At 47.8% G+C, this 15262-nt stretch carries 17 protein-coding genes and 1 pseudogene; 7 read left to right on the top strand and 11 right to left on the bottom strand.

The genetic code is table 11. The features are described 5' to 3' along the window. The first annotated feature begins 193 nt into the window (after positions 1-193). The 3 genes from ACLHG7_RS09530 (at position 194) to ACLHG7_RS09520 (ending at position 2852) form a co-directional block, all read left to right on the top strand. Positions 194-1129 carry a DUF4198 domain-containing protein gene (locus ACLHG7_RS09530; RefSeq protein ID WP_410210788.1) on the top strand — a complete coding sequence of 312 codons (936 nt, stop codon included), beginning with the start codon at positions 194-196 and terminating at the stop codon, positions 1127-1129. Positions 1130-1243: 114 nt separating this feature from the next. Beyond that, the gene (locus ACLHG7_RS09525; protein WP_410210787.1) at positions 1244-1855 is read left to right on the top strand and encodes a 1-acyl-sn-glycerol-3-phosphate acyltransferase; all 612 of its coding nucleotides are present in this window, start codon (positions 1244-1246) and stop codon (positions 1853-1855) included. Positions 1856-1922: 67 nt separating this feature from the next. Beyond that, a complete protein-coding gene (locus tag ACLHG7_RS09520) occupies positions 1923-2852 on the top strand; it encodes a patatin-like phospholipase family protein (RefSeq protein ID WP_410210786.1) in 930 nt (309 codons plus the stop codon). A 57-nt stretch (positions 2853-2909) separates the two neighbouring features. Here the strand turns inward: ACLHG7_RS09520 and ACLHG7_RS09515 are convergent, their stop codons facing one another. Beyond that, a complete protein-coding gene (locus ACLHG7_RS09515) occupies positions 2910-5042 on the bottom strand; it encodes a TonB-dependent receptor plug domain-containing protein (protein WP_410210785.1) in 2133 nt (710 codons plus the stop codon). A gap of 312 nt (positions 5043-5354) precedes the next feature. Here ACLHG7_RS09515 and ACLHG7_RS09510 point away from each other — a divergent pair, with 312 nt between their 5' ends. The 3 genes from ACLHG7_RS09510 to ACLHG7_RS09500 are packed head-to-tail and all read left to right on the top strand — an operon-like array spanning position 5355 to position 7158. Further along, positions 5355-6089 (top strand): TonB family protein, encoded by a 735-nt coding sequence (locus tag ACLHG7_RS09510; protein WP_410210784.1) that lies wholly within the window; start codon positions 5355-5357, stop codon positions 6087-6089. Between the two features lie 59 nt (positions 6090-6148). Then, complete coding sequence (locus tag ACLHG7_RS09505; RefSeq protein ID WP_410210783.1) at positions 6149-6748, top strand: MotA/TolQ/ExbB proton channel family protein; 600 nt, start codon at positions 6149-6151, stop codon at positions 6746-6748. Then, positions 6748-7158, top strand: a complete 411-nt coding sequence (locus ACLHG7_RS09500; protein WP_410210782.1) for an ExbD/TolR family protein — start codon at positions 6748-6750, stop codon at positions 7156-7158. Before ACLHG7_RS09505 ends, ACLHG7_RS09500 begins: the two co-directional genes overlap by 1 nt. A gap of 19 nt (positions 7159-7177) precedes the next feature. Here ACLHG7_RS09500 and ACLHG7_RS09495 read toward each other — a convergent pair whose 3' ends face one another. The 6 genes from ACLHG7_RS09495 to lgt form a co-directional block, all read right to left on the bottom strand. After that, positions 7178-7381, bottom strand: a complete 204-nt coding sequence (locus ACLHG7_RS09495; protein WP_410210781.1) for an amino acid transport protein — start codon at positions 7379-7381, stop codon at positions 7178-7180. 35 nt (positions 7382-7416) lie between these two features. After that, positions 7417-8013 carry a TIGR00730 family Rossman fold protein gene (locus ACLHG7_RS09490; protein ID WP_410210780.1) on the bottom strand — a complete coding sequence of 199 codons (597 nt, stop codon included), beginning with the start codon at positions 8011-8013 and terminating at the stop codon, positions 7417-7419. A 62-nt stretch (positions 8014-8075) separates the two neighbouring features. Beyond that, entirely contained in the window at positions 8076-8618 is a 543-nt protein-coding gene (msrA, locus tag ACLHG7_RS09485) for a peptide-methionine (S)-S-oxide reductase MsrA (RefSeq protein ID WP_410210779.1), read from the bottom strand. Between the two features lie 122 nt (positions 8619-8740). Beyond that, complete coding sequence (locus ACLHG7_RS09480; RefSeq protein ID WP_410210872.1) at positions 8741-9274, bottom strand: dihydrofolate reductase; 534 nt, start codon at positions 9272-9274, stop codon at positions 8741-8743. Between the two features lie 86 nt (positions 9275-9360). Beyond that, positions 9361-10203 carry a thymidylate synthase gene (locus ACLHG7_RS09475; protein ID WP_410210778.1) on the bottom strand — a complete coding sequence of 281 codons (843 nt, stop codon included), beginning with the start codon at positions 10201-10203 and terminating at the stop codon, positions 9361-9363. 25 nt (positions 10204-10228) lie between these two features. Then, positions 10229-11056, bottom strand: coding sequence for a prolipoprotein diacylglyceryl transferase (gene lgt / locus ACLHG7_RS09470; RefSeq protein ID WP_410210777.1), 828 nt, complete (start codon positions 11054-11056; stop codon positions 10229-10231). Positions 11057-11133: 77 nt separating this feature from the next. Between lgt and ACLHG7_RS09465 the strand changes: the two genes are divergently transcribed. Next, complete coding sequence (locus ACLHG7_RS09465; protein WP_410210776.1) at positions 11134-11892, top strand: NRDE family protein; 759 nt, start codon at positions 11134-11136, stop codon at positions 11890-11892. A gap of 5 nt (positions 11893-11897) precedes the next feature. Here the strand turns inward: ACLHG7_RS09465 and rdgB are convergent, their stop codons facing one another. From rdgB to ACLHG7_RS09445, 4 genes and pseudogenes are all read right to left on the bottom strand, one after another. Then, the gene (gene rdgB / locus ACLHG7_RS09460; protein ID WP_410210775.1) at positions 11898-12551 is read right to left on the bottom strand and encodes an RdgB/HAM1 family non-canonical purine NTP pyrophosphatase; all 654 of its coding nucleotides are present in this window, start codon (positions 12549-12551) and stop codon (positions 11898-11900) included. Between the two features lie 94 nt (positions 12552-12645). Further along, on the bottom strand, positions 12646-13266 hold the full coding sequence (locus ACLHG7_RS09455; RefSeq protein ID WP_410210774.1) for a tetratricopeptide repeat protein: 621 nt from the start codon (positions 13264-13266) through the stop codon (positions 12646-12648). Continuing rightward, positions 13263-13856: a methionine biosynthesis protein MetW gene (gene metW, locus ACLHG7_RS09450; RefSeq protein ID WP_410210773.1), complete on the bottom strand. Its 594-nt coding sequence runs from the start codon at positions 13854-13856 to the stop codon at positions 13263-13265. Before metW ends, ACLHG7_RS09455 begins: the two co-directional genes overlap by 4 nt. A 71-nt stretch (positions 13857-13927) precedes the next feature. Then, positions 13928-15067, bottom strand: a pseudogene (locus tag ACLHG7_RS09445) (homoserine O-acetyltransferase); the annotation flags it as partial. Between the last annotated feature and the right edge of the window lie 195 nt (positions 15068-15262).

Genomic DNA, 15262 nt, shown 5'->3' with positions numbered 1-15262 from the left:
CAAAGCGGGATCAATCACAGTGAGAGCAGGTCACGGAATGATGATAAAAAGAGATGAAAAGTGTTTGCTGTAGCATGTTTGAGAATAATATTGCAATTGAGATCGATTATCAACTATTGATTATGGCACACGGTTTCTATACGCTGGATAGCATTCGAAAATAGATGATGAATCGCTTATTAAGGAACCGTCCATGCTGCAATCGTTTACACATTATCCCGACAAAATTCGTCAGCAGATGATGATCTTAGCGTTGATTTCGATGATGAATAGCGCTTTTGCGGCGCCTTTTTTGTTGCCAGAGCAGTTTGATGTGGATGCCAGAACAACCAGCATCACAGTTCAAAGTGGACTTACCGGTGATAGTTTTTTTGTACCGAACCGTAACTTTAAAACAGAATTCAGCATCACTACTCCCGATGGACAAAGCAAGATCGTACCTGCCAATGCTGAGCTTAAGAAATTTAGTCTGATTGAAACCGATGTGAGCCAGAGTGGCACCTATCTGATTCAAACCGTCAATACGGCGGTCATTCCTACCCGTTATGTTCTGTTCGATGGACAATGGCTCCGTGTGGTTCCACCTAGACCGCCAATGGCAGGTATGAAAGACATGCCTAAAAAAGAAGGCGGGGATAAGTCAGAGGCTGACAAAGGAGACATTGCGAAGGCAAGTCTGGCCAAAGCAACCTCAGTTAGCGAAGATAAACTACCAGCAGGTGGACAGCTCTTTACCAGCAACGCGCTGAATAAAGCGGTGACTTATGTGACCAAAGGTGTACCTGCGCCGCTTACCGCATTCACCAATAAAGGTTTCGAAGTCCGACCTGTCACGCATCCGAGCGAAGCGTATGTGACGGATGGTTTTGAATTTGAAGCGCGTTTTGATGGCAAGCCGGCTGCAGGATTGACGTTTAATGTGGCCCGCGGTGTGAGTCAATACGATAAGGAAGGCAAGCGTGAGCGCCCCGATGTGGTGACGGATCAGCAAGGGCATGGCAAAGTCACTTTTGATCTACCCGGTGTTTACCTGATTTCAACGACATATCCCGCGTTAACGTCCGATCGTAGCGTCCAACCTCCCGCACAAACGGTTAATTTTGGATTAACGATTGAAGTAGCGCCTTAGTTAGATGCGTTAGGATATTTAACTCCATCGCTAGCTTGGCATTTTGAAGAGGCTTTTTGGTCTATAATCATGACATAAGCTTGGATCAAGCATATAAAAATGAAGGAGATCAGAATGACACAAATTGTCCCCGTGCTTGGTGAAAATATCCCGCAAAGAGGTACGGTCTGGAGTCGTCAGTTTTGGACCAATCTGGTTCGACTGCAAGGGTGGAAAGTGCTGGGCGAAGTGCCTAATATTCCAAAAGCGGTGATGATTGGTGCACCGCATACCTCGAATCAAGATGGCGTTATTGGATTACAGATGGTTCTAGCCATGGGCTTAGAAATCCATCTGATGGCTAAAAACAGCCTCTACAGACCGCCTTTTCGAGCGGCAATGAATTGGTTGAAGATGATGCCTATTGACCGCACGTCATCCCATGGTCTGGTCGAGCAAATGTGTCATGCCTTTGATTCACACGATAAGTTTTGGTTGGGGCTCGCACCTGAAGGAACACGAGATTCATCGGAGACCTGGAAAAGTGGTTTTTATCGCATTGCTTATGCGGCAAAAGTTCCGATAGTCATGGTGGGATTTGATTTTAAAAATAAAAATGTGAAATTTTTAGGATGCTTTGAACCGAGTGGAGATTTTGATGCCGATTTACCAAAAATTCTCGCATTCTACAAAAACACTTCACCTGCCAACCCCGAACGCCTTTCCAAGCCGCTGCGCATGCTCTAGAGTACGCGCTGGCGAGTTTGTTTCATCAAACATCCTGAACCCCTAAGAATTGAACGAGAGTGAAGTAATGCGTTTTCATCAACAAATGAAGTCATTAGGATTGTGGGCAGGGATTGGTTTAAGTATTGCGGTGATCAATGGCTGTACGACAACGCCTCCTCCAGCGCCGATTGTACAGCCCCGTCAACCAATCATTGCCTTGGCATTGGGTGGTGGCGGAGCAAAAGGGTTTGCGCATATTGGCATTATCAAGGTATTGGAGTCGCATGGCATACACCCGCAAATCGTGACGGGCACAAGTGCTGGTAGTTTTGTCGGCAGTTTATATGCCAGTGGCATGAGCCCATACCAATTACAAGAGACGGCACTGGCGCTAAAAGAGTCCGATATTCGTGATATGACGCTGAGCAGTCAAGGTTTTATCATCGGTCAAAAACTGCAAGATTATGTCAATCTTAAAGTGAATCAAAAACCGATGGAGCAATTTCCGATTCGCTTTGCTGCGGTGGCTACGCAACTGGATACAGGTGCACGTACCGTCTTTACCCGCGGGAACACCGGTCAGGCGGTTCGTGCATCATGCAGTATCCCCAATGTCTTTATTCCCGCCACGATTGCAGGTAAGAAGTATGTCGATGGGGGATTGGTGAGCCCGATTCCTGTGGCTGCTGCACGGGATATGGGGGCAGATATCGTGATTGCGGTGGATATCTCAGCACGTCCAAAGCCAGGGCAGTCTTCTAATGTGCTGGGTGTGCTGGATCAAACGCTGAATATCATGGGGCAGCAAGGAATTGATAAGGAGCTGGCGCAGGCCAACGTGATTATTAAACCGAACGTTGGCAATGTGGGCGTTCTTGATTTGACCACTCGCCAGCAAAGTATTCTGGAAGGGGAGCGTGCAGCACAAGCGCAGCTCAGTGCGATTGATCGCGTGCTCACCCAATTTAAGGCTTCAGCGGCAGCTCGTCAGCCTGCCAATAAACCTCGGCTATAATCGCGCTTAAACGCAAAAAAACCGCGTTTTTCATGAGAAGAACGCGGTTTTTCTTTATTAAAAGCGCTTTTCAACGGTTAAGAGCACATTCGGTACTGTTTCGGCTTTGCGGCTTTGGTAGAAGGCTCCGTCGAGATTATCCAGTTCAGAATATTGATCGGTACTGAGCAAATTTCGCGCAGCTAACGTGACCGCCCAGCCGTCGTCAAAGCGCTTGGTGGTGCTGATGTCGAGGCTGGTGCGTGCATTTAAGCGGCTGACATAGGACTGTCCTTGCACAGGGCTTTCATAGGCTGGGGTATAACCCAGATTGATATTGCTGAGCCAGCGCCATGGTTTGTATTGATAAGAAACCCCGACACTGGCGGTATAAGGAGCAACGCCACTGGCATGTTGATCCGCTTGACCATCATTTTGCAGGATTGCGCGAATGGTCGAGATTTGTCCACTGATCAAGAGTTTATGGACTTTACCTACAGGGATGTTCCAGCGACCATCCAGCTCCATGCCCGTCGCCACGGCATCGCCCTGATTCTGTGGACTTTGGATATAGCGACCATTGGCGAGGGTAATGACGTTGCCGATATAGTTATTGATATCGCGATAGAAACCCGTCAGATTAAACCCGCCATCAGGCGAGTTATAGGTCAGTGTACTTTCGAACGAATGAATTTCTTGAGGCTTGAGATGGGGGTTACCACTACTATCTGGGTTATTCAGCGAGCCTGCATCTGCTCCAGTAGCCAGCGTCACGACAGGAGACAATTGCTGTGGCTGAGGAGTTTGACTACTTTGGTTGTAGCCTGCTTGCAGTGACCATGCCTTGTCGAATTGATATTTATAAAAAATAGCCGGATTGAGTGCTTGTTGGTCATAATCGACCAGTCCGCTGCGCTGTAACCACTCTTGACGCAGACCGGCCGTCAGGATTTGGTGCTCAGTGATTTTCCAATTTTCTTCACCATAAACCGCATACTTGTTCTCTTGGATACTAGCGGTTTGGCTACTGTCGATGGTTGCCCAAGAGTTCTGGAATCCATACTTGATTTCTTGATTGGTCAAATCTTTGATGATGCCATCAAAACCTGCGGAGTAGGTTTGGCGACCATCATTGACTTGGCGTATGCCATTGGGGCGAAAGTCAGTTTCTTCTTCATTTTGCCATTGTCCCGATAATCTAAAGGTTTGTTTATTTACCCCCGGCGTGCGTTCAAGACGCAGAGCTACCCGAGTGTTGTCGCCGTTGACTTGGGATTGGTCCGTATTGGTGGAGCTGGTATTGGCCTGTTGGCTATACATCAGGTCAGAAAATACCTTGGTGATCTCGTCCCACTTGTAGGTCATACGGGTGGAGAGCATTTCAAAATCATTGGCGCTGGAACTGTTTTGTGTGTTGGTCGAGAGACCCATGGACGTAGCGTTGGTCAATAAGGTTTGACTGTCACCACTGTTACGATTGTAGATCGCAGAGGTGCTATAGCTGAAATTGCCTTCTTTACCATCCAGTTGTAAGTTCAACTGACGTTTATTATTGCCTAGTGTGTCATCGCCATAGGTTCCATAACCTGCTTTGACAATACCCGTGATTGGTGCACTGGCATTTTGCCCGTCTTTTAGAATGATATTGATGACCCCGCCCGAAGCACCGGAGGCCTGAGTGACGCTGGCTTGTTTGGTGACTTCGATACGATCAATCATATCAACACTGATGGTATCCACCAGTGAGGTTCCAACGCGTTTACCGCCTTGTATCGCCTCACCGTTGATTTGGATGACAGGCGGTACAGATAGCCCGCGAAATGATGACCGACCTACACCGCCACTGCCCATTTGAATGCCAGCTGCACGGCGTAAGGCATCTGTCACGGAGATGTCGCCATAATTAATCATCTCTGCTTGAGTAATGACGGTCTTACGAATCGCACTGATTTCTGTCGGATCTTCAGTTTCTAGTTTTCCTGTGACGACAATTGTTGCCAAAACTTGATCATTTGCAGCCGTTTTATTGGGGGAGTCTGTTGTGCTTGCATCAGTTGAATTTCGGGACGAGTTAGTCCCTGTATGGTCACTATTAGATTGTACCGTTGTATCTGTTGTTGGGGATAATGCAGGATTGCTATCGGCATAGACCGGGCTGCCTAAACTGGCAGGAAAGAGCCCAATAAACAATAAGCGGTGCAGCCTAGTCATGGTAAATATCTCAAAAAACAGAATTAAATAATAAAATACAGACTTGATTTGACCTCAGCATAAGGATGAAAAGTGCAGAGAGCATGAATTTTTTAAGGAGAAAGATATAAATTTTAAGTCTTAGCTTAGGGACTGTATCAATATTAAGATTGCTATTGAGATTGGTTATCATTTATTATAACGCAAGCTTTATGACTGATCATCAGGTGATGAGAGCGTTTTTAAGCCTAAAAGATTTTCAATATGATCACAAGCCACGGTCAGTACTTGAGTGTAAGGATTGTTGGTGGATAACGGTCTTGAGGTTAAATTATGTCTTCCGCCATATTCAGCGCAGAGATTCATAAAGTAGAATCACAGCAGATTCAGACGACCCATCCGCGGTTCAGTAAACGGACTATGGTGATCGTCGCGCTGGTTGTAGTGGCGCATGGTTTGATTTTACTCGGATTGGCACTCATCCGATCAACCATCAATGTGGTTCCTCCACAAACAATCGCCATACGCATGGTATCGATTGTGCCTGAGCAGCCTAAACCTGTGCCACCAAAACCCGTGGTGAAACCGAAAGAAGTACCCATCGTTAAGGCCTTGCCAAAGCCAAAGCCCTTACCGATCTTGGTTGCCCCGAAAACAGCGAAAAGCCCTGTATCGGTGCCTCCGGTGGAAAAATCGGTTGAAAAGCCTGTAGATAATCCTCCTCCTGTTGTGGCTGCACCACCAGCGCCTGCTGTGCCACCGCAGAAGGAAGAGCCAGCACCTCCAAAAATGGTCGAAGGGGTTGCTTATTTAAGACAGCCTGAGCCGATTTACCCTGATGCTGCACGGGCTTCAGGTGATACTGGCAAAACTATTGTGCGAGCATTGATTAACGTCAATGGTTTAGTTGATGATGTCGCGGTGAAGAAGACATCTGGCAGTGCACTTCTAGACCGTGCGGCATTGCAAGCTGTTAAAAAAGCACGCTTTAAACCGTATCGCGAAAATGGTGTTGCACAAGCAGTCTATACATTAATACCAATAGAGTTCAATCTAGACCAAGATTAGCGATGACACATTTTAAGTCATGAACTATTTACGCAAGAATACCAATAAGGGTTGTGGTTATGAGTTTTATCGATTTTTGGACACATGCGGATTTCTTGAGTAAATCTCTGTCTTTTGTTTTGCTCATCATGTCGATTGCAACATGGACCATCGTGATTCTACGTGTGCTGGCCACGCGCCAAGCGACGGCAAGCTCGGCAAAGGAGCTAAACCAATCGATTGCAGAGCTTGCGATCCGCAGTGCTAATTTATCGACTGAAAATCGACGGGATGTGGCTGAGCAAGTCTTGCTTCAACAATTAGCACGGACACGGAATGATGTCGAGCGCGGGGTTTCGATTTTAGGAACGATTGCATCGGTCTCTCCGTTTGTCGGTTTGTTTGGAACAGTTTGGGGTATTTTTCATGCCTTGGCTGCGATTGGACAATCTGGGCAGGCTGGTCTTGCGCAAGTGGCAGGTCCCGTCGGTGAAGCATTGATCATGACCGGTATGGGGCTTGCCGTTGCGATCCCTGCGGTATTGGCCTATAACTTATGTGTGCGCTTGAATCGCGTACTGCTGAATAAGCTCCATGATCAAGCGCATAGCTTGTTGGTTGAAGAGTTGTTGACCCTCAGCCCAGCGCAAGCTAAGCCTCAGCTCGGAGGTCAGGTCTGATGGGTTTCCATTTGGGTGATGACACCGATCAGGGGATGAGTGAGATCAACCTCATTCCACTGATTGATATTATGCTCGTGCTGATGATCATTTTTTTGGTGACAGCAACGATCGTGAATCCTGCGGTGAAGCTCAATTTGCCTAAAGCGGACGCTGCGGTTGTGCCTGATCAACCGGAAGTCGTGACCTTGAGCATTGATGCAGCAGGTGTGATTCATTGGAATCAGGATGTGGTGAGCTTGGATGAGGTCGCGAAGCGAATGAATGCCGCAGCACAGGCACCAACCAAGCCTTCTTTGCATTTACGGACTGATCGTGAAGCCAAGTACGATACGCTGGCACAAGTTCTGGCACGGGCCAATCAGGCCGGTTTAACCGATCTGGCATTTGTGAGTGAAGCGACGCATTAAGAGCGTTGTCAAAGCGGCATCAGCGCCGAATAAAATAAGGGATTGCCATTAAGACGGTGCCAATCCCAACGATCAGATAGCTATTAGAAACAAAATACGGAAAGACCATCAATAAGATGCCGCAAATCAGCGGAATAACGGCACTTTGCTTACGACCATAGACAAAGAATCCCAATCCTATCGCACCGAATAACACACCCCATAATAACGCTGCGGTATCCATGAGATGTCCTTATCCAAAATGTGCGCACGACGGCTTTAGGTCGCTGCAAGATCCAATTTGACTGCGAGGGGTGACGTTGTTGGTGGTGTATACAGTGCCATGCGATCCAGAATTTTTGCGGGATCTTGTTCCACCATCAGGAGCTCACGATGTGGTGGTTTAACGAAGCCTTCATTGGCTGCATGATCCAAGAACGCAATCAACTGATCATAGTAGCCTGCGATATTGAGCAAACCGCACGGTTTATGATGAAAACCCAACTGGGCCCATGTCCAGACTTCAAATAACTCTTCAAAGGTGCCGATGCCGCCGGGCAAGGCGATAAAGCCTTCTGAATGTTCTGCCATCAGTGCTTTACGTTCATGCATCGACTTGGTGACATGCAGTTCGGTGAGACCCTGATGTGCGACTTCTTTGAGTAATAAACCTTCAGGAATTACCCCTATTACCCGCCCACCTTGTTCAAGCATACGATTGGCCACTGCGCCCATGACGCCAATCTGTGCGCCACCATAAACCAGTCCGATATTGCGCTCAACAAGGACGTCTGCAAGTTGCTTGGCGCTTTCGACGTATGCAGAATTTTTACCACTGCTTGAACCGCAGTATACGCAAATATTTTTTAGCTTCATAATTGACCTCGATTCAATAAAGGCTTGGCGCTAGTCATTTTTTGCAAGCAATAAGGATGTAATTAAATCGTCTCTTCAGAGAAGTATTGCTTGAGTTTAGCCAGCTTAGGCGGAATCGCAAAGGTGCAATACCCTTGTTCAGGGTTCTTCTCATAGAAATTCTGGTGGTACTCTTCGGCGCGATAAAAAGTCGGGGCTGGCGAGAGTTCGGTGACGACATTCACCCCATTGGCTTTGAGTTCTGCAATTTTTGTTGCGGCAATGCTTTTCTGGGCATCGTTCTCATAGAAAATCACGGAGCGGTATTGCGTACCAATGTCATTGCCTTGACGGTTTAAGCTGGTTGGGTCATGGGTAGCAAAGAAAATATCAAGGATGCGTTCATAGGATATCTGGGTTGGGTCAAAATCAATAGCAATGACTTCAGCATGTCCAGTCGCACCAGTGCAGACTTGCTCATAGCTGGGATTAGGACGTGCGCCGCCCGCATAGCCATTGACCACGGCATGTACGCCGCGTACGGCGCGAAAGACGGATTCACTACACCAGAAACAACCGCCACCCACGATCGCACGTGAAAGTGCGGATGGATTTGCAAGTGTCATGATCATGCTCCTAATTTGGGGGGATCTTATATCGGGTTATCTCTATGCTTTGACGTTAGCACATTGCTGATAATGCTGGGCATCTATTGCGTTGGGGCAATGTTAAAACGGATATTTATTCATCAACCAATTGTTTTGCGGTAAGTTTCAAAGCGAAATGAGGTACCACTTTTTTCATCAACCAAGGAATTGCGATCAAAGATTGGGTTTGGATCAAGTATCCAGTCACTGGGAATTTCTGGATAGTGGGCTTCGCCTCGGACATCCAGATCAACATGAGTAATCTCTAAACGGTCGGCAAACGGCAAGGTTAAATGAAATAACTCACCACCTCCAATGACATACACGGAAGATTGTCCGCGGGCAATCGCATCTTGCGCGGCACCCGTCAGCAGATCTTCGATAGTCTGCCTAACCTGTACACCATCGTGTTGCCAGTCGGCTTGACGCGTGAGGACCCAGTGGCTGCGATTGGGCAGCAGGCGTCCAAGCGAGTCAAAGGTTTTGCGACCCATGACAATGACCCCACCTTGGGTAATCTGCTTAAAATGCTGTAAATCGGCAGGAATATGCCAAGGTAATTGATTGTCTACGCCGATACAGTGCTGATTATCCATCGCAACAACATGGACAATTTCAATCGGGTTTTCAGCGATATTCCAACTCATGAACGATCCTTATTTCTCTGAAGTAGTAGGGTGCGCAAACAAAGCCTATCGCACGCCCCCACGGGATCAGTGTATTAAACAGCAACCGCCGCTTTAATTGCAGGGTGGTGTTCGTAATTGACTAATTCTAAATCTGCATATTCAAATGCGAAGAGATCCTTAATCTCCGGATTGATTTTTAAGGTGGGCAGCGCCATAGGTTCACGGCTCAGCTGTAGTTTAGTCTGCTCAAAATGATTGCTGTACAAATGGCTATCACCACCCGTCCAGACAAACTCACCGACATCGAGATTCGTGACTTGCGCAATCAAGTGGGTGAGCAAGGCGTAACTTGCGATATTAAACGGCACACCTAAGAAAATATCGGCACTGCGTTGATACAATTGGCAAGAGAGCTTGCCATTGGCCACATAGAATTGGAACATGGTATGGCAAGGGGGCAAGGCCACTTGTCCAGCTTCAGCGGGATTCCAGCCAGAGATGATCAGGCGACGCGAATCGGGGTTGGTCTTAATTTCATTGACTAGCCACGCGATCTGATCAAAACCATCTTTGGCATAGCTGCCATCGGGATTTTTAGTTGCGCCGAAGTTACGCCATTGATGACCATAAACTGGTCCTAAATCATCTTCATCCCGACCAAAACGCGCACATTGCTCAGCGGTCGCCCATTCGTTCCAGATGGTCACGCCATTGTCCTTAAGATACTGGACATTGGTGTCCCCTTTTAGGAACCAGAGCAGTTCAACTGCCACAGACTTAAAGTGCACGCGTTTGGTGGTCAGGATCGGAAAGCCTTTTTTCAAATCAAATCGCATTTGATAGCCAAAAACAGAGCGCGTACCCGTGCCAGTACGGTCGGTTTTATCCACACCATGCTCAAGCACATGGCGCATCAGATCAAGATAATTTTTCATGCACGGTTCCTCTTGTTACGGGCTATTACTGACTTTTTTGTTGGGATGCACGCGGACCCCAATCATACACATTACGACGATAAGCATACCAGAATAGCCACACGCCAATCACGATCATCGGCACGGTGAGTAGCTGTCCTTTGCTCATCCAGCCAAACCATAAGTGCTGATCAAAATCAGGTTGACGGAAGAATTCAATACCAAAACGAGCGATGCCATAACCCAGCAAGAATAATGCGGAAACGGCCATGCGTGGACGAGGTTTGGCCGAAAACCACCATAAGACGAGAAAGAGCACTAAGCCTTCAAACGTCGCTTCATAAAGCTGGGATGGATGGCGCAAAACATCCCCCCCAGTTGGGAACTTCATGGCCAAAGCATAGGTCTGGTCGACTACTGGACGTCCCCAAAGCTCACCATTGATGAAGTTGCCAAGACGACCAAACATTAAACCTGTAGGTACACAAGGTGCAATAAAATCAAGCGTTTGAAACGCTGTTTTGCCGTATTTGCGTGCAAAAAGCACCATCGCCAGCATCACACCAATAAAGCCGCCATGAAAGCTCATGCCGCCTTCCCACACTCTAAATAGGGACAATGGATTGCTAAACAAGGTGTCGGCTTGATAAAACAGCATATAACCAATACGCCCACCCAAAATGACCCCAAGTGCACCGTAGAAAACGAGATCGGAGACGTGCTCTGCCGTCCAGCCCCGTTCTGCTTCACGCGCACGCCACAGTGCAAGACCATAGGCACCGGCAAAGGCCAGTAAGTACATGATCCCGTACCAATGAATCTTCAACGGACCGATGGCTAAAGCAATTGGATCAATTTGCGGGTATGTCAGCATTATGAACGTCTCATTGTATCTGTTTCAAAGTTACGGCATTCTACCCCATTGTTGTGACGATTTTCTTGTGAGTCTCTATGTGTATTGTTGCGTTAGCGTGGCAGGTTTTGCCAAATAAGCCATTGGTCTTGATTGGAAATAGGGATGAATTCTATGCCAGAGACGCCTCACCTTTGAATCGATGGCCCGATCACACCATTATTGCTGGGCAGGATCTACAATCTGGTGGAACATGGCTTGGTATATCGCCCACAGGTCGCTGGGCAGTGATCACTAATTACCGTGAAAAAGTCAGCTCTCCTGAACATGTTGTCTCTCGTGGCGGTTTAATTACTGAATATTTGAAGAGTGATCAAACCCCACTTGCATTTTTGGCATCGGTAGATCAGGCCGTTTATGCGGGCTTTAATCTGATTGTCGGGACCTTGACAGAAGCGGCTGTACTGGGAAATCGAGGGACACCGCCACAGCCATTGACCTCGGGGATCCATGGACTCAGTAATGCACTCTTGGATACGGTATGGCCTAAAACCGCACGTTTACTGGAGGGTTTTAAATCGCTGGATTTACACAATGATGATGATTTACTGGTGGATCAGGGCCTTGCTTTACTGAATGATCAGACCCCTGCACCTGATGAACAGTTACCGCATACCGGAGTTGGACCGATGATGGAGAAAGTCCTCTCACCAATTCGTATCGAAAGCCCGATTTATGGGACTCGGGTATCCAGCGTGCTGATTCTTAGCAGTGACGGCTATACGTTTGCAGAGAAGACGTTAAGGCCGGTAGAAGGTAACTTTGTGCGCTTGGATGGCACATGGAATCAGGTCTGATATCGTCAGATATTCGCCAGCATTGCCTGTTTAAATTGCGCCATTGCGAGTCCACGATGGCTGATTTTATTCTTCTCCGCACGTTCAAGCTCTGCACTGCTCTTGCCGAGTTCAGGCAACCAGAACAGGGGATCATAACCAAAACCGCCTGCGCCGCGCTCTTCATCCAGAACCTCTCCCTGCCAGATTCCCTGACAAATCAGCGGTAAAGGGTCTTCAGCATGGCGTACCAGTGCCAAAACACAGACAAACATCGCGGAGATAGGCTGCCCGTTACGCAGCGGTCTTAGCTTTTCGAGCAAGGTCTGATTGTTGAGGATATCATTGCCATGTTCGCCGCCAAATCGCGCTGAATAAATGCCCGGCGCACCGCCCAAGAGTGGCACACATAGGCCAGAGTCATCGGCAAGCGCTGCAAAGCCGGATTTTTTGGCGGCATGACGCGCCTTGATCAAGGCGTTCTCAATAAAACTTAAGCCATCTTCGATGGCATCCGCAATACCAAGCTCGCCTTGGGCGATGACCTGTATCGGGAGCGTCGCAGACTCGAACAGTGTATTGAATTCTTTGATTTTACCGGAATTATTGCTGGCAAGGACTAGTGTGTTTTGGGGTAGACTCAGCATACGACGTGCTTCTGAAGAGGGGATAATCGTCATGATAGCAAAATAGAGAGGAGTGCTTGAAGCACAGCGCATCACACGATAAAAAAAGCCCGATGGAATCGGGCTTATAAAACAGTGTAATCAACAATTATTTATTGCTGCTGTTTCCTGTGCTATTGGCATCGTCGGTTTGAATCCAGCGATCAGCACGGTTTTTGGCATCTTGAATATCTTGTGGTGACAAGTTTGCGGCCAATGTACGGATTTTGCCTTGTGCTTTGTCTTTGATGCGCGCATCAAGCATGCCATCGCGTGCTGACAAATCGTACCATTGGTAAGCATCGGCTAGATTCTGGTCACGTTCTTCAATCAACGCCAAGTTATAGCTGGCGCGGTTATCGCCTTGTTTGGCCGCTTTACCAAACCAGACTTTAGCTTGATCAATGTTTTGCGCAACGCCTTTGCCTTGGGCATACATTTGACCGATATTCAATTGTGCGGGGGCAGCGCCTTGATCAGCGGCCTTCTTGTACCATGCAAACGCTTGTTGCATATCTTGTGGAACGCCTTGACCTAACTTATAGCGGGTCGCCAGGAAAAACTGTGCGCGGACATCGCCACCTTGTGCAGCTGCTTGCAGATCCGTCAGGGACATGCTTGCAAAGCTAGGCTTTGGTGCTTCGGGTGTTAATGACGTCAAGTCGGCCCAAGCAGGAATGCTTGCAGTCAAACCTAAGGACAGTGCTAGGGCGGTCAGTGTGTGCTTCATGATCGGCTCACTCTATATATCGCAATTTCACCAAAAAAATTGGGAAAGTGCTTCATGAAAAAATTACCTTGCTGATCGCCGTCGACAGCAAGTCGATTGATGATTTTAATGCCATTTGCTTGGCAAAGGGCTTCAAAATCACGAAATGTACACAAATGGATGTTCGGGGTATTGTACCACATGTAAGGTAAAGCCTCTGAAACTGGCATTTTTCCTCGAAATCCAAGGTAACTACGCGTCTTCCAATGAGCGAAGTTAGGAAAGGTGATGATGGCTTCCCGACCGACTCGCACCATATCCAGTAAAATTTGATCTGGTGCTTTAACTGCTTGCAAAGCTTGTGCCATAACAACAGCATCAAAGCTTTGATCGGCAAAGCGCCCTAAGCCGTCATTCAAATCCTGCTCAATGATATTCAGTCCTCGGCCGATGGCTGTGGTGATCTTATCTTCATCAATTTCAAGACCATAACAGTCAATATCGAGACGTTTTGCCATGTGAGCCAGCAATTCACCATCGCCACAACCCAGGTCGAGAACTCGTGATCCTGGCTTAATCCATCGTTCAGCGAGTTGTTGATCGAGTCTCATAGTGCGGCTCCTGCAACAGTCGTTGTTTGATTTAGGTCAGCCTTGCCTAATTCTGGTGCATTTTTAGTCACATTTTGCCCTAAATTATGACTTGAGGGGTGACTTAGGAAGCCACGCAGTGTGTTGACATAGCGCGGGATCGGGAACAAAAACGAGTCATGACCTTGCGGGGCATCCACATCGATATAACTGACTGGCTGGCGGTTGGTAATCAAGGCATCGACGATTTCTTGGGAGCGACTCGGTGCAAAGCGCCAATCGGTCGTAAAGGAAACGATTAGAAAGCGACAGGTTGCCGGTGCCAGTGCCTGATTCAATTTGCTGTCATGATCGCGGGCAGGGTCAAAATAATCCAGAGCCTTGGTCATGATCAGATAGGTGTTGGCATCGAAGTTACGACTGAATTGCTCACCTTGATAGCGTAAGTAGCTTTCAACCTGGAATTCGACGTCATAGCCATAGAGAAAATTGCCTGATTTCAAATCGCGGCCGAATTTTTCTTTCATGGCTTCTTCGGACAAATAGGTGATATGACCCACCATTCGCGCCAGAATCAGCCCACGTTTCGGGAAAGTCTGTTGTTCGAGATAGCGTCCCGCATGGAAATCAGGATCCGACAGAATCGACTGGCGTGCAACTTCGTTAAAGGCGATATTCTGTGCAGAAAGTTTGGGCGTACTGGCGATAATCGCGCAGTTTTTCAGGCGCTGTGGGTAGTCCACGGCCCATTGTAATGCTTGCATTCCACCCAGTGAGCCACCCACCACGGCATGCCAGATGCCAATGCCCAAACGATCAGCCAGTCGAGCTTGGACATTAACCCAATCGCGCACTGTGACCAGCGGGAAATCAGGTCCATAGGGCTTGTTGTCATTTTCAGGATTAGGGGATGTTGGACCAGTCGAACCATTGCAACCGCCAATATTATTGAGAGCAACTACAAAGAATAGATTGGTATCAATGGCTTTATTGGGGCCGATACAACTGTCCCACCAGCCGGCTTTCGTTTCTCCTGCATAGTATCCTGCCGCATGATGATGGCCGGAGAGGGCATGACAGATCAGAATGGCATTGGATGCATCGGCATTGAGCGTGCCATACGTTTCGATCATCAAGTCAAAACGAGGCAGGATACGGCCCGTCTCCAAGATCAAAGGATCTTCAAAGGATTCCAAACGCGGTACGACGATTCCCACAGAATCCGCGGCCATCGCAGGGCTCTTTTCATCAACGAAATGCATGGTTTCGGATTGCACGTGAACAGATTGTTGAGGATCGGTTTGGCTTAGATCAGTTGAGGAGACCACGTTATACTTTCCAGCTTATATCTAGCCAGCAAGTGTAAGGTTCGAGGCCATCTGGATCAATAGCTTGAGCGGTTTTAGATGCTAACTCAATCACGTTTT

Origin of the sequence: Aquirhabdus sp. (assembly GCF_046462495.1) — a bacterium.
GTDB lineage: Bacteria > Pseudomonadota > Gammaproteobacteria > Pseudomonadales > Moraxellaceae > Aquirhabdus.
Note: the sequence above shows the minus strand (reverse complement) of the source record. Positions and strands in the feature narration are given on the sequence as shown.